The organism is Dulcicalothrix desertica PCC 7102 (assembly GCF_003991905.1).
Classification (GTDB): Bacteria; Cyanobacteriota; Cyanobacteriia; order Cyanobacteriales; family Nostocaceae; genus Dulcicalothrix; species Dulcicalothrix desertica.
The window spans coordinates 64,591-85,886 of the sequence record NZ_RSCL01000030.1; the positions used below are offsets into that span (position 1 = coordinate 64,591).

The 21,296-nt window shown below is 38.9% G+C and carries 16 protein-coding genes and 1 tRNA gene; 9 read left to right on the forward strand and 8 right to left on the reverse strand.

Annotated elements, in window-relative coordinates:
* Positions 1 to 19: 19 nt before the first annotated feature.
* A complete protein-coding gene (locus DSM106972_RS41950; protein WP_127086266.1) occupies positions 20 to 865 on the reverse strand; it encodes an alpha/beta fold hydrolase in 846 nt (281 codons plus the stop codon).
* A 376-nt stretch (positions 866 to 1,241) separates the two neighbouring features.
* Between DSM106972_RS41950 and DSM106972_RS41955 the strand changes: the two genes are divergently transcribed.
* The gene (locus DSM106972_RS41955) at positions 1,242 to 3,047 is read left to right on the forward strand and encodes an aspartate kinase (protein WP_127086267.1); all 1,806 of its coding nucleotides are present in this window, start codon (positions 1,242 to 1,244) and stop codon (positions 3,045 to 3,047) included.
* A 77-nt stretch (positions 3,048 to 3,124) separates the two neighbouring features.
* Here the strand turns inward: DSM106972_RS41955 and DSM106972_RS41960 are convergent, their stop codons facing one another.
* Both DSM106972_RS41960 and DSM106972_RS54295 read right to left on the reverse strand, forming a co-directional pair.
* The gene (locus tag DSM106972_RS41960) at positions 3,125 to 4,231 is read right to left on the reverse strand and encodes a septal ring lytic transglycosylase RlpA family protein (RefSeq protein ID WP_127086268.1); all 1,107 of its coding nucleotides are present in this window, start codon (positions 4,229 to 4,231) and stop codon (positions 3,125 to 3,127) included.
* 120 nt (positions 4,232 to 4,351) lie between these two features.
* Entirely contained in the window at positions 4,352 to 4,549 is a 198-nt protein-coding gene (locus tag DSM106972_RS54295) for a hypothetical protein (protein WP_127086269.1), read from the reverse strand.
* A gap of 18 nt (positions 4,550 to 4,567) precedes the next feature.
* On the opposite strand from DSM106972_RS54295, the gene DSM106972_RS41970 reads away from it, so the two are divergent.
* From DSM106972_RS41970 to DSM106972_RS41990, 5 genes are all read left to right on the forward strand, one after another.
* Positions 4,568 to 5,464: a PhzF family protein gene (locus DSM106972_RS41970; RefSeq protein ID WP_127086270.1), complete on the forward strand. Its 897-nt coding sequence runs from the start codon at positions 4,568 to 4,570 to the stop codon at positions 5,462 to 5,464.
* 71 nt (positions 5,465 to 5,535) lie between these two features.
* The gene (locus tag DSM106972_RS41975) at positions 5,536 to 6,306 is read left to right on the forward strand and encodes a DUF4058 family protein (RefSeq protein ID WP_127086271.1); all 771 of its coding nucleotides are present in this window, start codon (positions 5,536 to 5,538) and stop codon (positions 6,304 to 6,306) included.
* A 170-nt stretch (positions 6,307 to 6,476) separates the two neighbouring features.
* Positions 6,477 to 7,919 carry a 15-cis-phytoene desaturase gene (pds, locus tag DSM106972_RS41980; RefSeq protein WP_127086272.1) on the forward strand — a complete coding sequence of 481 codons (1,443 nt, stop codon included), beginning with the start codon at positions 6,477 to 6,479 and terminating at the stop codon, positions 7,917 to 7,919.
* On the forward strand, positions 7,903 to 8,835 hold the full coding sequence (gene crtB / locus DSM106972_RS41985; RefSeq protein ID WP_127086273.1) for a 15-cis-phytoene synthase CrtB: 933 nt from the start codon (positions 7,903 to 7,905) through the stop codon (positions 8,833 to 8,835). Before pds ends, crtB begins: the two co-directional genes overlap by 17 nt.
* A 186-nt stretch (positions 8,836 to 9,021) precedes the next feature.
* A tRNA-Ser gene (locus DSM106972_RS41990) sits at positions 9,022 to 9,113 on the forward strand.
* Between the two features lie 99 nt (positions 9,114 to 9,212).
* Here DSM106972_RS41990 and DSM106972_RS41995 read toward each other — a convergent pair.
* Positions 9,213 to 9,878: a hypothetical protein gene (locus DSM106972_RS41995; protein ID WP_127086311.1), complete on the reverse strand. Its 666-nt coding sequence runs from the start codon at positions 9,876 to 9,878 to the stop codon at positions 9,213 to 9,215.
* A 981-nt stretch (positions 9,879 to 10,859) separates the two neighbouring features.
* Here DSM106972_RS41995 and DSM106972_RS42000 point away from each other — a divergent pair.
* Positions 10,860 to 11,663 (forward strand): WecB/TagA/CpsF family glycosyltransferase, encoded by an 804-nt coding sequence (locus DSM106972_RS42000; protein ID WP_127086274.1) that lies wholly within the window; start codon positions 10,860 to 10,862, stop codon positions 11,661 to 11,663.
* Between the two features lie 55 nt (positions 11,664 to 11,718).
* Here DSM106972_RS42000 and DSM106972_RS42005 read toward each other — a convergent pair whose 3' ends face one another.
* Genes DSM106972_RS42005 through DSM106972_RS42020 form a run of 4 tightly spaced genes read right to left on the reverse strand, consistent with a single transcriptional unit; the run spans position 11,719 to position 16,363 of the window.
* On the reverse strand, positions 11,719 to 12,900 hold the full coding sequence (locus DSM106972_RS42005; RefSeq protein WP_233787115.1) for a glycosyltransferase: 1,182 nt from the start codon (positions 12,898 to 12,900) through the stop codon (positions 11,719 to 11,721).
* 19 nt (positions 12,901 to 12,919) lie between these two features.
* A complete protein-coding gene (locus DSM106972_RS42010; protein WP_127086276.1) occupies positions 12,920 to 14,101 on the reverse strand; it encodes a glycosyltransferase in 1,182 nt (393 codons plus the stop codon).
* Positions 14,102 to 14,110: 9 nt separating this feature from the next.
* Positions 14,111 to 15,037, reverse strand: coding sequence for a glycosyltransferase family 2 protein (locus DSM106972_RS42015; protein WP_127086277.1), 927 nt, complete (start codon positions 15,035 to 15,037; stop codon positions 14,111 to 14,113).
* A gap of 3 nt (positions 15,038 to 15,040) precedes the next feature.
* On the reverse strand, positions 15,041 to 16,363 hold the full coding sequence (locus DSM106972_RS42020) for an O-antigen ligase family protein (protein WP_127086278.1): 1,323 nt from the start codon (positions 16,361 to 16,363) through the stop codon (positions 15,041 to 15,043).
* Between the two features lie 616 nt (positions 16,364 to 16,979).
* On the opposite strand from DSM106972_RS42020, the gene DSM106972_RS42030 reads away from it, so the two are divergent.
* Both DSM106972_RS42030 and DSM106972_RS42035 read left to right on the forward strand, forming a co-directional pair.
* Positions 16,980 to 19,298, forward strand: coding sequence for a GumC family protein (locus DSM106972_RS42030; RefSeq protein WP_127086280.1), 2,319 nt, complete (start codon positions 16,980 to 16,982; stop codon positions 19,296 to 19,298).
* Between the two features lies 1 nt (position 19,299).
* Positions 19,300 to 20,568 carry a lipopolysaccharide biosynthesis protein gene (locus DSM106972_RS42035; protein ID WP_127086281.1) on the forward strand — a complete coding sequence of 423 codons (1,269 nt, stop codon included), beginning with the start codon at positions 19,300 to 19,302 and terminating at the stop codon, positions 20,566 to 20,568.
* The last annotated feature ends 728 nt before the right edge of the window (positions 20,569 to 21,296 follow it).

A 21,296-nucleotide genomic window follows, 5' to 3' on the forward strand; every position in this document is an offset into this window, starting at 1 on the left:
AGCCATTGTTTTAAATGAATCATCCGTTACATCCGTTATATCCGTTGCCAACTTTCTTTACCCAATCACTAATTGCTGCATTTACTAGTTCCGAACATTCAGCCATTACTAAATGTCCCGCATTCTTAATATGTAAATGAGTACGGTTGGTAAACATACTGGCTAACTCATCACCCATCTCAACTGTAAAAGTAGGGTCTTTACCACCACTAATAACTAAAACTGGAACTTGAGATATCTTAGAAGATGGATTACGGGTAAAAAAACTATAGTTCCAAAAGATTTCTAGCGCTTTATAAGTTTGAAAATCTGTAGGTACTGGGCACTCTCTATGAAATCGAGCAATAACTTTGTGAGTATACGAAGTCGATAATCGATTAGTCAATGACTGTACACCAGGCAATAAATAGATATATCTACCACCCCAAGCCATAAATTTCATAAGGGGAATTTCCCACCACGGCACCAAATTATGGGCGCCACCAGCAATAGCAATAATTCCACTTACTGAATAATGCTGGACAAACTCTAAACCTAGAGGTACCCCATAACTGTGACAGCATAATATCGGCGATTCTATATCAAAATGCTGTAACAATCGTTTTAAATCCCGACGATGCCTACCAATTGAATAACGAGCATAAGAACTTGACTGCCCATGTCCTGCTAAATCATAAGCGAGAACCTCCCAACCCTGATTTTGAGCAAATTCATACTGCGCGCGCAAGTTGAAACGGTTTCCTGTTCCCCCGTGTAAAAATACAATCGCTGGTGTACTACCTGCACTGTGGCAAACTTGTAAATTAACCCCTTGTCGCAGATTGATTCTAAAACCTGCTAAAGCATCTTGCACCGAGTCATCCATCTTCGTAAAAAGTTTCAAACCGAAATCAAATTTATATAACCGAACGGTCGTATTTGAGCAAATATAATTGCAAGCACGACCTGTAGCTATAACTTGCCACTACAAGCTTATATAAGTATTGTGTTAATTCTGTATCTTCTGAATAGCAATTTTGCGAACATTTCGGTTTAATGGTTGATGTGTATTAATTTAGACACCGTATTAAGTAATGATCTTTAAATATCAAACACTACTACAAAATTGATCAAAAAAATGTAAAGTTTTTATTTTAGATACCATCAGATTCTGATAAGTTAGTATTCTGAAGCACTCCAAACGTCTTTAACGTTGTAACGTGGGCGCCGGAAAAACAGGTATAGTATATCTTATTAAAGTTATGTCGCTAATAGTCCAAAAATACGGTGGTACATCTGTAGGTTCGGTTGAACGTATTCAAACGGTAGCACAGCGTGTTTGCAAAGCTGTCAAAGCTGGAAATTCTGTTGTGGTAGTGGTTTCTGCGATGGGCAAAACCACGGATGGACTTGTAAAGTTAGCGCATGAAATTTCTAGAACTCCCAACCGTCGAGAAATGGATATGCTGCTTTCGACGGGGGAACAGGTTACTATTGCCTTGTTGAGTATGGCTTTGCAGGAAATTGGGCAACCAGCAATTTCGATGACAGGCGCCCAGGTAGGAATTGTTACGGAAGCTCACCACACGCGCGCGCGGATTTTACATATAGAAACAGAACGATTAGAGCGTCACCTGAAAGAAGGTAAAGTAGTTGTAGTTGCTGGTTTCCAAGGTATTAGCAGCACTGAAGCTTTAGAAATTACTACCTTGGGGCGGGGTGGTTCAGATACTTCAGCGGTAGCATTAGCAGCGGCGTTACGGGCAGATTTTTGTGAAATTTATACCGATGTACCAGGTATTCTTACTACTGACCCAAGATTAGTTCCTGAAGCGCAGTTAATGGAAGAAATAACCTGTGATGAAATGCTGGAACTAGCCAGTTTAGGGGCAAAAGTGCTGCACCCACGTGCGGTAGAAATAGCCCGTAATTACAGTATGCCTTTAGTAGTGCGTTCGAGTTGGAGTGACCAACCAGGTACTTGGGTAACTTCAAAGAAACACGAAGAGCGTTCGCTCATAAATTTAGAAATAGCTCGTCCAGTTGATGCAATTGAATTTGATGCAAACCAAGCCAAAATAGCTTTATTGCGTGTTCCTGATAAACCAGGAGTTGCTGCGCGCTTGTTTAGAGAAATAGCACATCAAAAGGTCGATGTCGATTTAATTATTCAATCGATTCATGACGGTAACAGTAATGACATTGCTTTTACTGTAATGACACCAATCTTAAAGAAAGCTGAAGCAGTAGCAGCAGCAATAGCACCAGTACTTCGCAGCACCCCAACAAAATCAGAAGAAGCTGAGGTATTAGTAGAACAAAACATCGCTAAAGTTAGTATCGCAGGCGCCGGGATGATTGGGCGCCCAGGTGTAGCGGCGAAAATGTTCGCAACACTAGCTGAAGCAGGTGTAAACATTCAAATGATTTCTACTAGCGAAGTAAAAGTTAGCTGTGTAGTAGACGAAACCGACTGCGAAAAAGCCGTCACCTCCTTAGCAAAAGCTTTTGATATTACTACCTCCCCCCTACCCTCCTCGAATACTGTCCCACTCTCCCACTCTCCCGTTCGCGGTGTTGCACTCGACCTAAACCAAGCGCGTTTAGCAATTCGTAACGTTCCTGATAAACCAGGGATGGCAGCAAAGTTATTTGGGTTACTCGCAGAACACAATGTTAGTGTTGACATGATTATTCAATCACAGCGTTGCCATATTATAGATGGGGCGCCGAGACGAGATATTGCTTTTACCGTCGCACGTCTTGACGCTGAAAGTACCCAACTTTTGCTTCAACAAGCAGCAGTAGAATATGATTGGGGCGAAGTAGTTTTAGATAGTGCCATCGCAAAAGTCAGTATAGTAGGCGCAGGCATGGTTGGACAACCTGGTGTAGCAGCAAAAATGTTTGAAGCCTTAGCACAAGACAAAATTAATATTCAAATGATAGCTACATCTGAAATTAAAATTAGCTGCGTTGTTGAACAAGAGCAAGGTGTTAAAGCTTTGCAAGTTATTCACGAAGCATTTGGTTTAGCTGGTAGCGAAAAATTTGTAGTTCCAGCTTAAGAAGTGCTGAGTTTTGAGTGCTGAGTGCTGAGTACTCTCTACTTTACTCAGCACTCAGCACTCAGTACTTTCTACTCTTAGAATTCTGAAACAACAGCTAATTGTTGAGGTTTTTTCTTGTCTTTTGAAGCTAGTGGTGCGTTTAAAGTCATTTTGGGTTGGTTTGGTTGCATAATAACCGCTTCATAACTTACAACACCAGCTGTTTCACTGCCAATACAACGCGCTGCTGCAAGTGATAAATCAAGACTACGAGGTGGAATATATGGCCCTCGGTCGTTAACGCGCACTATTACAGATTTACCTGTTTTTGTGTAAGTTACTTTTAAGTGTGTGTTGAATGGCAGTGTTTTATGAGCAACCGTGAGGTCGTTCTGGTTATAAGTTTCACCATTGGCAGTAGTACGACCGTGAAAATAACCACCGTACCAAGAAGCTAAACCAGATAGTTTCTCATTGGAATATACCAAACCATACATATCTTGTTGCCCTTCGGTGAGTGAAAGCTTTGGCGCCTTTAATGCACTCCGAAGGTTATTCACCCAGTCAATAGCTATCAAATCAGCACTTCGGGTTGTATTGCTGGATATTTCTTTGTTAACTCCCAATAAAAAGCGATTACCCGCCATTATTGCTGGGGCGCCGTCTACAGTAGCAGGTCGTAATAGAGATGGGTCTGAGACCTTGGACTGAAGCAGTTTATTCAAGCGCTGCTGCATAACGCTTGCCTGTAATTGGTTTGGCAAGTTAGCAATCAAGTGATTATCTATCCAAACTTCATAGTTCGTTTCATCGCGACGAACGGTTACAACAGATAAATTCGATGAGCGCTTTGGAGACTCGAAGGAAATCGGAAGACGGAACAAGTTTCGCAATGTGGGAGGTAATCCAGACCGTATGCTTCGTAAAATCTTGTTTGCAAAATCACTGTCGTTGTCGCTCGAGTTAAGCAACTGCGGTGCTGATGAAACGCTTGTTTTGACTGCATTAAAAGCCTTTGGTACTAATGTTGATGATTCGTGATTGCTACCTGTAGCTGAACAGAACTGATTGCTAGTAGCTTTTTCTGAACTAGATGATAATTTTGCCGTTGGTATTTGCCTTGGAACATTTACAGCTATTTGATTCAACGACAAAAAACCACTAATCCAAGAAGTTACGAAAAAAATTCCAAGAAATAGCATGGTGTAGTTTATATTTTGGTAGCAGCACCTTAAACGGGTGTAAACCTACTCCTGAGATAATTAATTAAGTGCAAACTGAACCTAGCCGAGAACAAATATAGCCTATGGAACACATTAGACCTAAGCGCCAAACAGAGGGGAACATAAATTACTGGAGTGATCCCCAGCACAATTCATATTATCTTGTCCTTGTAAAACAAGCAAATAAAACTTTTCGATTTGTTCCCGACTTTTTCGACTTTTTTGATTTGAATTTTTTATATATCTAATTTTTTTGGCTTTAAAATATGCAAAAATACTATTAATATCAACAGTCATTTTACTTAATTAATTCAAATGGAAAGTCTTAAATATTACATAGTTGATGTTTTTGCGGAAGCTAAATATACTGGGAATCAATTAGCTGTATTCACCAACGCAGGCGCCTTAACTACGTCGCAAATGCAAGCTATAGCTAGAGAAATCAACTATTCAGAAACAACATTTATTGTTTCAGAGCAAGCAGTATCTGGGGGGTATGACGTTAAAATATTTACACCTGCTCAAGAAATTCCTTTTGCGGGTCATCCAACCTTGGGAACGGCTTACATACTTCAACGAGAGGTTATTAAGCAATCAGCCCAAAGAGTTATTTTGAATTTACAAGTTGGACAGATACCAGTTAATATCGACAGCAGTGGAGCGAATGAACCATATTTGTGGATGCAACAAAAGGCGCCTGATTTTAGCAAGGAAATATTTTCTACAGAGATAATTGCTGAAGTTTTGGGAATAGAAATAAGTGAAATAGATACCAAGTACCCAGTACAAGCTGTTTCAACAGGTTTACCCTTTATTATTGTTCCTCTCAAGAATTTGGCATCGTTAAAAAGAGCGAAAGTCAATCAAGATAAGTATTACAACCTAATTCAATATATCGAGGCAAAAAGTATTTTAATTTTTTGCCCAGAGACTTACTACCCAGAGAATCATTTAAATGTACGTGTCTTTTGTGACTTCCTTGGCGTACCCGAAGACCCAGCTACAGGAAGTGCCAACGGATGTTTAGCAGGTTATTTGGTAGAACACTCATATTTTGGTAAAAATGAAATCGATACGCGCGTTGAACAAGGTTACGAAATCAACAGACCATCTTTAATCCTCCTCAAAGCACACCAAAAATACAAGAGCGAACCCATTGAAGTACATGTAGGGGGAAAAGTAATTATGGTCGCTCAAGGAGAATTTGTATAATAAATAAGTTAGGCGCCTTGCCTGACTGTCCTGGGAGCTGCCTAATAATTCACGGAGGAGGTTTTAGTTTTATGGCTTCACCATTTCCAGGGATGAACCCATATTTGGAGAATCCGTCATTTTGGTCAGAAATTCATAGTCTATTGATAACAGCTATTTTCCGGAAATTAAACCCTCAACTGCGTCCTAAATATAAAGTGGCCATTGAAAAACGAGTATATCAAACAACTGATGATTCATTATTAGTAGGTGTTGCTGTGCAAAGTACGCAAAAAATAGCATTGCCACAAAAAGCTAGTACTGCTGTTGTATCACCATCTGTTGAAGCTGTAACGGTTGACCTTACAATGCCTGAAACTGTCAAAGAAACTTACTTAGAAGTACGAGATGTCATAACACAAGAAGTTATCACCGTAATTGAAATTCTTTCTCCAAAAAATAAGCGTTTAGGAGAGGGACGAAATGCATATCAAAAAAAACGGCTGCAAGTTTTAGGAAGTAATACTAATTTAGTTGAAATTGATTTGCTGAGAGAAGGTAAGCCAATTCAACAAGTGCAATATAACCTTCAAAGTGACTATCAAATTTTAGTCAGTAGAGCATCTAAACGCCCAAAAGCTGATTTATACCCATTTAATTTACAAAATCCAATACCATCTTTTGCCTTACCTTTACGTGAAACCGATACAGAACCACTACTAGATATACAAACTTTAATTAATGAATTATATGTAGAAGGTAATTATGACTTGATAATTGACTACACTCAAGAGCCTGTACCGCCATCACAAAAAGATGCTGTTTGGATTGATGAGGTTTTAAAACAGCAGGGATTGAGGTAAATTTTAAATTAGCGCCTTGATATAGTACTTTAGTTCTAAAGTTAACGCCTTTATATGGCTCACAAAGGTACTAATTAGCTTTAAATGTGAAAGAGATGCCAAATGTAACGGAATGCAACGTATAATGAAAACGGCAAAACCGTTAAGAAATATTGAAGAAAGTAAAGTAAATGCGAGTAGCAATCGCCGGAGCAGGTCTGGCAGGATTATCCTGCGCTAAATATTTGACCGATTTAGGTTATACTCCCATCGTCTTGGAAAGTCGAGACGTTTTGGGCGGCTTAGTCGCAGCGTGGAAAGATGAAGATGGTGACTGGTATGAAACTGGGTTGCACGTTTTCTTTGGCGCCTATCCCAATATGTTGCAGCTATTTAAGGAATTGGGAATTGAAGATCGACTGCAATGGAAGCAGCATACAATGATTTTCAATCAACCAGAAAAGCCAGGTACTTACAGCCGCTTCGATTTTCCCAATTTGCCGGCGCCCTTCAATGGGATAGCAGCAATTTTGCGTAACAACGACATGCTCAGGTGGGGTGAAAAAATTGAATTAGCCAAAGGACTGGTTCCGGCGATGCTGCGGGGACAAAAATATGTTGATTCAACTGATAGATTTACATTCTCAGAATGGTTGAAACAGCAAGGTGTTGGCGATGATGTCGAACAAGGCATATTTATCGCCGCAGCGAAATCATTAAATTTTATCGACCCCGATGAAATATCTGCCTTAGTGCTGTTGACAGCTCTAAATAAATTCTTACAACAAAAAAACGGCTCACAAGTAGCTTTCCTAGACGGTTCACCAACCGAGCGTCTTTGTCAACCAATGGTTGACCATATCACCGCACGGGGGGGAGAAGTTAAAACGAATGCTCCTTTAAAAGAAATTTTACTGAACGAAGACGGCAGCGTTAAGTGTTTCTTAATTCGCGGACTAGATGGTAAAAGTGATGAGGTTGTTACTGCTGACCTGTATGTTTCAGCAATGTCGGTTGATGTAATGAAAGTGATGCTGCCTTCAAAATGGAAGCAAAACGAGTTTTTCCAAAAACTTGATGGCTTAGAAGGTGTACCAGTCATCAATATACATCTTTGGTTTGACCGTAAACTTACAGATATAGACAATTTGTTATTTTCGCGATCTAAGCTTCTCAGCGTATATGCTGATATGAGCAATACCTGTAAGGAATACGCGAATCCCGACCGTTCTATGCTGGAATTAGTTTTTGCACCAGCAAAGGATTGGATAAACAAATCCGAGGAAGAAATTCTGAAAGCGACGCTTGTAGAATTAGAAACATTATTTCCTCAACACTTTGGTGGCGAAAACCCCGCAAAGCTTCTGAAGCATCACGTCGTTAAAACACCTCATTCGGTTTATACGGCAACACCAGGTTGCCAAAAATACCGACCTTCACAAGTTACCCCAATTTCAAATTTTTACCTCGCAGGGAGTTACACCATGCAGCCATTCCTTGGCAGTATGGAAGGTGCCGTACTTTCTGGTAAACTGACAGCGCAGGCGATAAACGCCCAAGCACACCTAGAGGCGAAAACCTCGAGCAAGCCAACGCAAACCCTCCAGCCTGCAACGAATGCTGCAACTGCCTGATTCCCCCCCGTGCATGAAAACCTCCGTCTCTGCGGAAGAGTCCTACAATCTGTGTCGCAACCTCACGGCGAAGTACGCTAAGACATTTTATCTTGGCACTTTGTTGATGAGTCCGGAAAAACGGCGAGCTATTTGGGCAATTTATGCTTGGTGTCGCCGTACAGATGAACTAGTCGATGGTCCTGCTGCTGCGATCACCACACCCGAAACTCTCGACGATTGGGAGAAGCGCTTGGAGTCGATTTTTGCAGGTCGCCCAGGTGATGATTTGGATGTCGCATTAGTAGATACTCTTGATTGTTTCCCTCTTTCCATTGAACCGTTCCGCGACATGGTTAACGGTCAACGAATGGACTTATTCCGTAGTCGTTATGACACCTTCGACCAACTTTATATCTATTGTTACCGCGTTGCTGGCACCGTTGGTTTGATGTCTACTTCGGTAATGGGTATTGATATATCTCAAAACTCGGCGCCTTGGAACCGTAACCGTCAGTTGTACGTTCCTACAGAAGAAGCCATTGCCCTCGGTATTGCCAATCAACTTACTAACATCCTTCGTGATGTTGGTGAAGACGCGCGACGTGGCAGGATATACCTTCCTTTAGAAGACCTCGCACGCTTTAATTACACTGAAGAAGACTTATTTAAAGGTGTAATTGATGACCGTTGGCGTGCGTTGATGCGGTATCAAATTGCCCGTGCCCGTGAATTTTATACCAAGGCTGAACGGGGAATTACTTTCCTGGCGCCTGATGCCCGACTACCAGTGTGGGCTGCTTTAATTCACTACAGCCGCATCTTAGATCGAATCGAACGCAACAACTACGATGTGTTCTCGCAGCGCGCTTACGTACCACAATGGCGAAAATTAGGCAGCTTGCCTCTCGCTCTTATACGCGCGCAAGTTCTTTAACACATTGTAAAGTTACAGCGATGCAATTCCAAAAAACAGCGTAAGGGTAAAAGAATTTTATTTACCCTTACGCTGCTTGCATTGGTGCCTCGGCGTTGGCAAATTGGGATAAAGCTAAATTACCTTTTTTTAAAAACATTGTTGACATTCCCATTAAAATCATATACATTTATTATTCGTACACCTGGAGAGGTGGCTGAGTGGTCGAAAGCGGCAGATTGCTAATCTGTTGTACGGCAGGTAACTCCGTACCGAGGGTTCGAATCCCTCCCTCTCCGTATCAAAGAAGAAACTTAAAAGTGCTGAGTGCTGAGTACTGAGTGAAGAAAGTTAACTTCAACTCTACTCAGCACTCAGCACTTTCTACTCAGCACTCATTAAAATCCGCCAAAGTTATAACCAACACCGATTAAAAGTCCAACATCAGTTTGGTCGAAAAATCCAGCGTTGATTGCAGCGGTTGCTGTAAATTGTTGAGTTAGTGGAAAATCAACTCCACCTGTCACCAGGAACGCAATTTGTGAGTTATCACCACCTGTTTTAATGGCGCCACCAACTCCAACATAAGGAGCAATTGGTAATGGCTCTACAAATGGGTCATCAGGTTGCTGTAGAGAAAAATCATAGGTGACAGGAATTAAAATGGCTGTGTTATTACCAAAAACTGCCGCAGGTCGCACTGAAAAAGTTCTTGTCAACCCGACTTTACTCATCACAGCAAAGTTACCATCTCCTAGTGCTGAATCTCCACCACCAAGACCAATATTACCTGCCACACCAACATAACTTGAGCCACCACGAGTTGTTCGACCTGGGTCGATATCTGCTTGTGCTACTTGTTTAGTTGTTTCTTGCTGGGTTTGTTCTGACTGTTGAACTGGAGTTGTCACTTCTTGTTGCATTAACGCGGCAGAAGTTGTTGCTGTTGTTCCTGGAACGGGTGTTACCGCTAAGTTATGTGCCCGCTTCAAAGCATTATTCAGCTTCTGGGCACTTGTTGGCGCCGTTTCAGCTTGGACATTGGTACTTGCTAGCAGCACCATAGACGTTAGACCTAAAGCGCAAAAAATTCCGTTGCGAGAAAAAATACTCTTCACGTTCACTCCTCAAAAAATACTGTCACACCAATTATTAAGTTTAATTGCTAGACTGCGATTTTTAGCAATATTCAATATTTAACACCAAAAATTTAATTTCAACATCGTCTCGGAGACTAGTTAAGATAAAATTTGTTACCGGAGGACACTGTTATAGAACATTGATTATACGGTTGACAAAACTTAGTCTGCTTTTGTGATACACGCTTACTTCACTCTCAAAGTGGAACACATGGCAATCATGTTTATATTCTTAACATCGAATATTGATAAATATCTATATAGTTATATTTGTTCTTATTTTTACTTTATAATTTATCGAATAGTATTTTTTGTTGATTAATCAAAGCTTGCATTAAGCTTATTTGTAAAAAAAATAACTTTTGTTTCATCTTCAATATTGTTTTTGATTTTCTAAATTTATTGAAAATACATTTAAAATAACATACGTAATAAATAATGTATTGATTATATTTTCGTTTTTATATGTATAAGATTTGTAACTTTTAAATTTTATTAACTATAAAATTTTGTTTGTTATATATCAACTAAAATTTATCTGTCTTTAGGAATAAGTCTTTACGAAAATTTCATGAAGACATCAGTAGATTCATTTAAATCAAAATCCTGAAACAACGTAATAACAGTATTTTATTGGATAATAAGCAGGATTTTATTATATAGTTTTTGTAAAACCCATAAAATATATATATGATTACCTAAATAAATATGCTAATTTAACATTGAGATATTAGAAAGTTATCAATGCTGTTCGCTGAGTTCTTAGAATTCATTGATAGAAAAAATAACAAATAATATCCGCGTCAAGCAAATATCTCCTCAGAAGAATTTACGTTTGCTTAAAGCTATTTTTACTCTTTGAACTAAACCTCTAACCTTAATTATCACAATGAACAGCGTTCTACCATGAATAAAGTTAAAATACTGAACTTAGAAATTGACAATTTATCAAAGGTAGAATTTTTAGATACCTTACAATCAGGTGTTGTATTTACACCTAATGTAGACCATTTGATGAAGTTGCAAAAAGACCCAGAATTCGTCCAAGCTTATAGTGTTAGTAACTATAAAGTTTGTGATAGTCAGATACTGCTTTTAGCAGCTAGGCTATTGGGTACTCCTATACGCGAAAAAATTTCTGGCTCTGACTTATTGCCAGCTTTCTATACTCACCACCAGCAAAATGAAAGCATTAAAATATTTCTTTTAGGCGCCAGAGAAGGAGTTGCTGCTCAAGCACAGCAGAATATCAACCTTAAAATTGGTAGAAATATTGTCGTTGGCTCTTATTCACCAAGCTTCGGGTTTGAAAACAACGATTTAGAATGTCAGCAAATTGTTGAAATTATAAATAATTCCGGCGCCACTGTTTTAGTTATAGGAGTTGGCGCCCCAAAACAAGAGAAATGGATATGTAAATATAAGGAGCAATTACAAAACATCAAAATTTTCATGGCACTTGGCGCAACAATTGATTTTGAAGCAGGAAATATGAAACGGGCACCAAAATGGATTAGTCAGATTGGGTTTGAATGGCTGTTTAGATTGCTGTGTGAGCCAAAAAGACTGTGGAAACGTTATTTAATCGAAGATATCCCATTTTTACTTTTAATTTTAAAGCAAAAGTTAAATTTGTACCTTACAAAAGACTATCTTAAGAAAAATTCTAAAGATAAGCGTCATTCTTGGCACACCGCAGGTAAATATTAACAAAAACATGTAGAGACGTGATATATCACGTCTTTACAATCACGTTTTGATATTTTCAATTTTTCTGCAATTGCGCTAAGTCATATAAATATGCTTTTCTTGATACCATTTTAGGCGTAAGATCAAGCCCGACTTTTTCTAATATTTTCTCCCAACGATACACCCAATCGTTTCGTAAAAGTGTATTTACTATATTATTTTGTCGGATTTTATGCAAGCGCTCAGGTTGTGTATTCAATTCACAAATAATATCACCTAAATTATTTGTGTCATAAGCAATCGGAATCACAACGTCCTCCCAATCAAAGTATTCACTAAAAGCTTCGCAGTTTGGAGGTATGCCAATCATGACTGCACCTCCTGCTGCACCCTCAAAGAAGCGTGAACCTAATTCTTCTTGTCCACCAGTTTGTTCTGGTGTATCAAATTTTGCTTTATTCGCGATGAAGTAACGACTGCGCTTAATCAAATCACTATAAAGCTTTCGGTGTTCTTTATAGTTATTCATTTGCAGACCTTTAAGAGTGTCATGTAAATATAGTAAATTTTGCTGTTTAGAAAACTCAAGCAATGACTGATGCACTATTGGAGAACGGCGCCCAATGCTGTAAATATCGATACTTCTTTGTACCTCAGTAGTCACAGGACAAAATTGAAGTGCATCGACAGCGTAAGGAATTGAATAGCAAGGACGATGGATTAAATCAGAAATTGCTTTGGCACTAGCTTTTTGAGTTGTAAAAATATAATCAAATTCTTTCAAAAGTTCTAAACATACTCTTGTTTTCGGATTGCTCAGTTCTTTAACCCATATTTCGTCAATCCATAATACTGCTTGACGGCATTTTTCTCGCCATCCCTTAATCGAGTTGATGCAAGTAATATCCCAATAGTGCTGACAGATGAAAAAAAACAAGTCATACTCTTGTTCCACACGTGATGTCATACAGCCAGATTGAAGCCATTCTTTTCTGGCTGTTTTTACGGCAAGATAATTTGCCAAAGGTTTATATACTTTGTTGGTGAAATTAGAATTAAGTACTGGCGCCAATACATCAGCACTATCAAATTCACAAATCGCATCTTCAAACTCAAATTCTGCTGAACGATATGCTTCAGCATGAAAACCGCGCATTGATGCAATTAGAATGCGTGCTGTGCCGTTAGAATTGTATTCTGATGTACTATCAAAATAGCTGCTAGTTAGATGATTATGATTATGATTATTAGATGACATATCAAATAGTGATTTATTGCTAGTTGTTGATAGCATTTGTAACTTTTGTAACAAATTTGTGCTGTCTTGACTGCAGCCATTGAAGACGTTCGTCAAAAAGCTTGTGAGAAGTGTCTTCACCAAAGTTGCTAACTTCCAACAAATCAACCAAAGTATAGGCAAATTCATTAGGTGTAAGAGCGACTTTAACAAAAGATGGATAGTCAAGAATGCCTCGCAGAGCGGTAGGAGTAGCAACTATTGGTAAACCAGATGCAATAGCATCAAGTGTTTTAATCTGAACACCACCACCTGTGACTGAGGGAATAGCGATGACTTTAGACTGTGCCATGAATGTTTGAGCGTCTGGTACAAAACCACAATATTCAACATTCGTGTACTCATCACGTAACCATTCGGCGCCTTTTCCGGCAACATGTATTGATATATGTTTGGGTAAGCATGGGTAAACAGTTTCAAAAAACCACTTCAAACCCAATAAATTAGCTTTCCAAGTCCAGCTACCAATAATACCAATGTCAAATTTGTTCTGATTCTGGTAATGTGAGCGTTTGTAGCTTGGAGTTAAGCTAGAAGGTAAATCAAAAACTGTAGAATGCGGATTGAGTGCATGAAAGTACTTTGAATCATGCTGAGTAAACGTCCAAACTTGGTGGGCTATACTTGCTAATGTATCTTCGCTCTTTTTAATTAGATGCGCTTCGCGTGAATAAATTTGCTTAGATAACAGGTTTCGCGCACTGCGATATTGAGCTAAATAAACTTCATGCTCAACATTGTGAGCTACAAATATAATTTTGCTTTTCTTATGGATTTGATTTTGCGTTAGTAAATTAGTTATCCATCCAATTTGAGCATGGTCGATAATTACAATCTCATAATCATCTCTATCTAAAAGTAGATTGACAATTCCAATGTATTCTGCTGAGTAATATTTTGTAGAAGAGTAAGGCAAGTTTCTCAACAAGCTACTGCCCATCCATAGTAAAGGATATAGCCTATAATTATGGGTTTCTATGCAACGGGCGCCTACAACAACTTCGTTCGGTTTTTTGACATCAGTATCACCAAGTCGATGATAACCGACAATAACTACTTCATGTCCATTTTGTTCTAATACATCAATGAAACTTTGTGAAGCAATTTCACCTCCTGTTTTTTTAGAACTGGGAAGAACCGTTGTTAAATATAAAATTTTCATGCTTTTATATCAAACTCCATGTGTAGTTTTATAAGCTTGATATCGAACTCCAATTAATCCAGCAATAGTGCCAATACCCCTGTAAACATTGAGCAATGCAGTAATTAGCGCATGTTGCCCTAATACAACAGAGGGGAAAATCATACAAAATCCTTTGGCAATTAGTGCTAAACCTTTTAGAACACGTATACTAATCACTGAAATCGAAGGATAAAGTTCGCGTTCACAGCAACTATGAATACTCCAACCAAAATAACCACGCTGCAAAACCCATTGAATTGTAGTGCGAGTTTCAGGTATCCATTCATGAACTAATGCCTCCTGTGCCCAGATAAACTTATTTCCTGCTTTTCTTAGACGCATGAAAAAGTGTGAATCTTCTCCACCAGTTAATGCAAAGCGTTCATCAAATTTATCGATTTGCTTTAAAGCATGACTGCAAATCAAGACATTGTTAGTAGCTGCAACTTCGAGTTCATGACCAGTAGGATAGGGACGTGGCTCAAAAAATTTACCCTTCGTGACCCATTGCGGAACATCCGACTTCATGAAGTGAGGTATGACTGGCCCTGTCACTATGTCCGCATTATAAGTTTGCTGGACAAACAGTAATTCATCTAACCAAAACTTATCAGGAACTTCATCATCATCAATAAAAGCTAAAAAATTTGTATTTTCGCTCCTCGATACGACTGCACGATTACGCGCGTAAGAAATACCTCGTCGTTGTTCAACACAATATTTTAGCGACCAAGGAAAATCAGCTTCAATGTTCGTACAGACTTCATGCGCCGAACCTGTGATGTCGTTATCAACTACAATAACTTCAATATTAGGTGCGTTCCTTTTTTTGAAGGCAAGCTCCTTTAACCCTAATAGCAGACGTTTCAGTCCTTCTGGACGCTTATAAGAAGCAATGCATATAGTAACTAACATTCGTTAAACCTCCCCATCAGTATTCGATGCTGTTAATTCAAACCATCCATCATCACTAATTGCAGTTGCATATCTATAGACTTGCGACTGCTGTAAGTTAATTGACACACTAAACGCCGTTGAAACGTAAATTATCCAAAAAATACTGTTAGTTGCTAACAATGTGCTTTCGCTAACGTTATAAATAAATAGGAAAGTTAAATAGACCAAATGCCATATCCCTTCAACATTCTGTGTTATTCGCAAAAGCTTAATACTTTTGAAAACAGCCATCAAGTAACTGCATACGAATGCAATTAATGCGGGAATTCCCAATTCTGCTAGCAAGTCCATCATGCCGTTGTGACCATAAGGACACTCCCATGCCAACTCGCGCCAAACCGAAGCGGTTACTTCACTATCCCAATCACGCCAAAACGCATTAAATCCATAGCCAATCAGAGGACGTTCGGCAATTTTTTCAAGCATTACCGACCATATATCAGTGCGTCCTGTTAATGTTAGGTCACGTCCAACTGCACCCGCAATAACATCAAGATTATCGATTATCAATATCCCTCCACTCCCAACTACAAGTACGATGCCAATTGTAAAAGGAATGACATAAGAGTAGTTCCATCGCCATGACCTATAAAGTAAGAACGTTACAGTTAGCACAATACATGCAATGATTGCTGTTTTTGACGTGCAAAGTATTATCAATGCTACCGATAAACCATAACCAACCCAACATAGCCACTGATAATTGTATTTTGTTGTCGTGCCAAGTGCAGTGAACAGAAATACCAGATTACTTAACACTGAAACTCGACCTAAAATATTTTTATGCGTCATTACTCCTCGCCATGCACCTGCGTGAACACCTCCTTCTTGAACGCTCATGATGCCATAGAACGGAATGAAGATCGCAAACACAAAACTTAGTACCACTACTAGTCCACAAGCACAAGCTAGCAGTTGTAGTTGTTCGCGTAGACTAAACCGTATAGCCAAATACGTGCCAAATAAACTTGTGCCTAACAGTAAAATGCTTCTCCGAGTTGTAATATCAGGCGCCACTGTCCACAACATCGAGGCAATGGCGATTCCAACGAGCAGCCAAACCCAAATATCATAAGTCACAACACGCTGAAAACTTTTCCATTGAAACGCAATTAACACTAACATAACCGCATAAATGCCCATGAAAATCAAAGGACTATACGGGTCTGGTGTGTTAACAGCAGCATCTTCACTGTCCAAAAGAACAGGCACTACCGCAGTTGTGGAAAAGAACAGCGAAAGCACCGCAAATGCTTTTTCGATAATCGTTGGAGTTTTAAGCATCGTTGATATTAGCTTCAGTATTTTACTTCTTAAAGAGAAAAAATACGTAGTTTACAAAACCAGTTTTGTTGCTCATGAACATCATAAACCTGTTTAGGTACTTGTATGAAGAATCTATAAATCTTATTTCAATGGAAATACGCTTAGTAACATTCAAGTTGACAAGCGTAGTAACCTTATATGTAATGATATTCTCAGAAGAATCATGATTAGTGTAGTCATATTGAGTTGACTTCATTTAATCTTCATTCGATAGGTTCGCTTACAAATTTTTCGTAAAGTCGAATAAGTCGAACTATTTACGAGATATGTTAAGAAAAGTAAAGTTTGAGTGTTTCCACACTGATAAAAGCATCATAGTGTTAAGAATGCGTAAAGATATGAACAATTTTTGATGCAATGAGGCTTTGAGAGCATGAATTCATGGAATAACTGAGATAAGACGTATATAGAATAGGTTTACTCGACTTAAGGCGCCTGCATGTTAACTTAAAGTTGAGCTTTGCAGTGATATTAAAGCAAGTGTTTAACTGTAATATGTAATATATTCTAAGTAAAAAAGATCTAGAACATAAATTCAACCATTTAATAATCCAACAATCAATCACGGGTTTTCATGGGAACACAAATACCGACAAAGCAAAATGGCGCCTCAAGGGTCAAAAATCCTTACTCTACAGCACGCGAAGCTTTTTGGGCAATTAAAAAGCCAGAAGAAGAAGAAAACTCTGTATTCATCCCAGCTTTAGGAGTTCTGCGTCGTCGAGCCTGGTTAATCGCTCTTGTAACAGTGGCAGTAGCAGCAACTTCAACTGTGTGGTCAGCAACGCGGACACCCAAGTATGAAGGTCGGTTTCAAATAATGGTGGAACCATTGAAAACTACTGATAGCGAACTATTGAAGTTATTATCCAAAACACTTCAACAGAACGTAAATGAGATTACCAAGCAAAACACAACAGCGTTAGACTATAACGCTTTAATGGAGGTACTTAAGAGTCCTAAGTTAATTGGGCCAGTTGTTAAAGAATTAAGAACTGAGTTTCCAGATATCAACTACGACCAATTAGTTGGTTCCAGTGTAGCAGGTAAGACACCAGCTATCCGTGAAGGTACGCTATTAATGACGCGGCTTGCGAAAGGAAAAGATGAATCGCGTGTGATTGAAGTCCGCTTCCGTGATCAGAATCCACAGAAAATTGAGTCTGTATTACAAGAAGTATCTCAAGCTTATCGCAAGTATAGTATCGAACAGCAGCAATCTAGTTTGCGACAAGGTATGAAATTTGTCGAGCAGCAAGTACCAAAGTTACAAATGCGCGTTAGTACACTCCAAGGACAACTTCAAGCATTTCAACAACGTTACAATTTTTACAACCCGCAGCTACAAGGTGAGCAGTTGTTAAACCGATTAGATACTATTAAAGTACAACGTTTGGAAACCGAGCGAAAATTTTTAGAAGCACGGTCACTATATACATCACTGCAAGGGCAATTAGGAATGTCACAAAGTGATGCAATCGCTGCTAGTGCTTTATCAGAGTCCCCCCAATATCAACAACTACGAACTCGTATTGGAGAACTTGATGCTCAAATAGCTGCTCAGTCAGTGCGATATCAAGAAGCAAGTCCCGTGATGCGAAGTTTACGAGAACAGCGCGAAAAACTGCTGCCGTTATTACAGCAAGAAGAACAATTAGCATTAGGCAACCGTGCAGGTGCAAGATTTCCATCATCTGTTGCCACCTATCAAAACACAGTACGACGTGATTTAACCAAGCAACTTGCTGACAGCACCAATCAAATGCAGTCATTAGATGCGAGTTTACGCGCATTGACCCAAGCTGAGTATCAACTTAACCAACAAATCAATCAATATCCACAAGTCGCACGTCAGTACGCAAATTTACAGCGCGATTTACAAATAGCCACCGATACCCAAAATCAACTGCTTGCAAGACAAGAAGCTTTGCGGGTTGATGTCGCGCAACAAGAAGTTCCTTGGGAGATAATAATGCCTCCAACCTTGCCGCGTGACAAGCAAGGTCGCTTAGTTCCTGTTTCACCCGCTGCCTCGCAAAACATCCTGCTAGGTGGAATTGCTGGCTTACTTCTTGGCACAGGCGCCGCATTTGTACTAGAAAATTTCAAAAATGTTTTTCATAACCCAGAAGAAATAAAGCGCACAGCAAAATTACCTATTATTGGCACCATACCTTTTTGTCGAAACGTTTCCATTCCCGCAATCGGCAATGTCGTCAAATTTAACATTAGAGCTAACGTTAGAGACAAAGAACAGACAGAATCAAATCTTGCTTTGAAGCAAAACGATAAAAACGCGGTTTTCACGCAAGCCTTCTGTTCGCTTTATAACCGCGTACAATCCATGAGCCAAGAAATGCCACTTCGTACAATATCTGTAACATCTACAACATCAGGTGAAGGTAGAACTACTGTTGCAGTTAACCTAGCGCAGATAGCAGCAGAAGCAGGGCAAAGAGTTTTACTTGTTGATGCTGATTTACGACATCCACAAGTTCATACTCAATTAGGCATACCAAATACTGAAGGATTAAGCGAAGTACTTTCACAAGGATTAGACATAAAAGACTCTGTTCAGCAATTACCAAGAGAAGAAAACTTGTATGTGTTGACTGCGGGTAAAGCAAAAGCCAACCCAAACAAATTATTCACCTCTAGCCAAATGGATAATTTTGTTGAACTATCACGCACGCATTTCGACTTAGTTATTTATGACACACCTAATTTGTTAGGGCGATTAGATACAAACGCCTTGATAAATCACTCTGATGGTATACTACTTGTCGTCGGACTAGGTAAAACAAGACGTCCGAACTTCAAACAAGTAATAGAGGAGTTAAAATCTGGACGAATAGGAATTTTAGGAATGGTGACAAATAGTTTGGAAAATTAATGTGAGTGTCATTCAAAATCTAATTGCACAAATTCAAAACAAGCTATCGAACCAGTTCCTGCGTAACCTCAGTTGGTTGGGAATGGCGGAAATTATCTATCGTATTTTCCGCTTATTGCTCGTTGCCATCATGGCTAGGTTTTTAAGTGATTATGACTATGGCTTAGGCGCCATAGTCTTGATGGTGCGAGAATTTGCCGTTAACTTTAGTAACTTAGGTATTGGCGCCAAAATAATTCAAGCAGAGGAAAAAGAGTTAAAAGAACTATGTGACTCAGCGTACTGGTTAAACTGGGTAGTTTTTTGTGGCTTGTTTGTCGTTCAATGCCTCGTTGCATTCCCTATTTCGTGGGCAAAAAATACTCCCGAAGTCGTTTTACCTATTTGCGTATCAGCAATAGCTTATTTAATTTGGCCCATCACGAGCATTCAAAAAACTTTAATTCAAAGAGAAAACCGCTTTAAAATCATAGCAGTTACCGACAGTCTCCAATTTTCTTTAGCAAGTATCATATCTGGCTTATTCGCCATCATGCATTTGGGAGTTTGGGCATTTGCTCTACCCGCTGTAATAATTGCCCCAGTAGAAGTTATTATTTATAACAGGTATCATAACTGGCGAATCAAAACGGGTTTTACAACCAAGCATTGGCGCTCTATTTGGAGCTTCGGTAAAAATATTTTAGCAATAGGTTTATTTAAAACGTTACGAAATAACTTAGATTACTTAATTATATTTAATTTTTTAGGAGTTAAAGAACTAGGGGTATATTTCTTTGGCTTTAATGCTGGCTTAGGAATTAGTCTAAGTATTATCAATGCCGTCAACTCAGCAATTTTACCACATTTATGTGCAGTACGTTCTGATATAAATGAGTTTAGGAAAACTTACTTTCATACCCTGAAAACAATTGCGCTCATTATTTTCCCCTTCGTACTACTACAATCAACTTTGGCGCCGTTTTATGTGCCAATAGTATTTGGGCAAAATCGAGTCAACGCGATTCCCATTATCATCATAGTATGTTTATCAGCACTTCCAAGACCTTTCGCTGACGCAGCCTCTCAACTACTTGTTGCAGTCGGTAAACCACATATAGACCTACGCTGGAACCTGATATTTACTTTAATATTTGGTATTACTCTACTAATTGGCGCCAAATTTTCAATACTGGGAGTCGCAATAGCAGTATTATGGGCACATGTTACCTGTTTACCATTATTTTCCCTTTGGGTAACAAGGCACGTTTTTGGAAAAAAATTAAAATAAGAGTGGAATGGGCATCCCTGCCCGTTCTATATTACATATTAGTCAAAATATATACTTGAACACAAAATAAAAAACCTACTTTTATACATATAAATACTGAATTTCAAGTATAGTATCATAAAATAATACCAGTGCATAGCTTAAGTTACTTATCGCAAAATATCTACAACTATGGCTTTTATGTAATATGTTTGTGGTACTACGCGCTTAAAGCAATTTGGTACTACTGGTTAACTCAACCAGTAGTACTTCTGGTTTCTGTTTCTATTCTAAAAGTGAATCTGACGAATAACGGTTAATATCAATCTTTGTTACAGATAAAACAATGTAATTTGTTCGTGGCGCCCATTACCTAGAAAATTTCTAGAGAAAATCTTTGTTACAGATAAAACAATGTAATTTGTTCGTGGCGCCTATTACCTAGAAAATTTCTAGAGAAAATCTTTGCTAGAGATGAAACAAGGTTATTTGTTCGTGGCGCCATTACCTAGAAAATTTCTAGAGAAAATCTTTGCTAGAGATGAAACAAGGTTATTTATAGCGGCGCCTATTAACTAGAAAATTTCTAGAGAAAATCTTTGCTAGAGATGAAACAAGGTTATTTATCGTGGCGCCATTACCTAGAAAATTTCTAGAGAAAATCTTTGTTACAGATGAAACAAGGTTATTTATCGTGGCGCCATTACCTAGAAAATTTCTAGAGAAAATCTTTGCTAGAGATGAAACAA

Bases quoted from the DNA above. Each gene is read 5' to 3' on its own strand.
- DSM106972_RS42015 (WP_127086277.1), bottom strand. From the start codon at position 15,037: ATGTTAGTTACTATATGCATTGCTTCTTATAAGCGTCCAGAAGGACTG.
- DSM106972_RS41960 (WP_127086268.1), bottom strand. From the start codon at position 4,231: ATGCTATTTCTTGGAATTTTTTTCGTAACTTCTTGGATTAGTGGTTTT.
- crtB (WP_127086273.1), top strand. From the start codon at position 7,903: ATGCTGCAACTGCCTGATTCCCCCCCGTGCATGAAAACCTCCGTCTCT.
- DSM106972_RS41975 (WP_127086271.1), top strand. From the start codon at position 5,536: ATGGCTTCACCATTTCCAGGGATGAACCCATATTTGGAGAATCCGTCA.
- DSM106972_RS42020 (WP_127086278.1), bottom strand. From the start codon at position 16,363: ATGCTTAAAACTCCAACGATTATCGAAAAAGCATTTGCGGTGCTTTCG.
- DSM106972_RS41950 (WP_127086266.1), bottom strand. From the start codon at position 865: ATGGATGACTCGGTGCAAGATGCTTTAGCAGGTTTTAGAATCAATCTG.
- pds (WP_127086272.1), top strand. From the start codon at position 6,477: ATGCGAGTAGCAATCGCCGGAGCAGGTCTGGCAGGATTATCCTGCGCT.
- DSM106972_RS41970 (WP_127086270.1), top strand. From the start codon at position 4,568: ATGGAAAGTCTTAAATATTACATAGTTGATGTTTTTGCGGAAGCTAAA.
- DSM106972_RS41955 (WP_127086267.1), top strand. From the start codon at position 1,242: ATGTCGCTAATAGTCCAAAAATACGGTGGTACATCTGTAGGTTCGGTT.
- DSM106972_RS42000 (WP_127086274.1), top strand. From the start codon at position 10,860: ATGAATAAAGTTAAAATACTGAACTTAGAAATTGACAATTTATCAAAG.
- DSM106972_RS42005 (WP_233787115.1), bottom strand. From the start codon at position 12,900: ATGTCATCTAATAATCATAATCATAATCATCTAACTAGCAGCTATTTT.
- DSM106972_RS41995 (WP_127086311.1), bottom strand. From the start codon at position 9,878: ATGGTGCTGCTAGCAAGTACCAATGTCCAAGCTGAAACGGCGCCAACA.
- DSM106972_RS54295 (WP_127086269.1), bottom strand. From the start codon at position 4,549: ATGACTGTTGATATTAATAGTATTTTTGCATATTTTAAAGCCAAAAAA.
- DSM106972_RS42010 (WP_127086276.1), bottom strand. From the start codon at position 14,101: ATGAAAATTTTATATTTAACAACGGTTCTTCCCAGTTCTAAAAAAACA.
- DSM106972_RS42030 (WP_127086280.1), top strand. From the start codon at position 16,980: ATGGGAACACAAATACCGACAAAGCAAAATGGCGCCTCAAGGGTCAAA.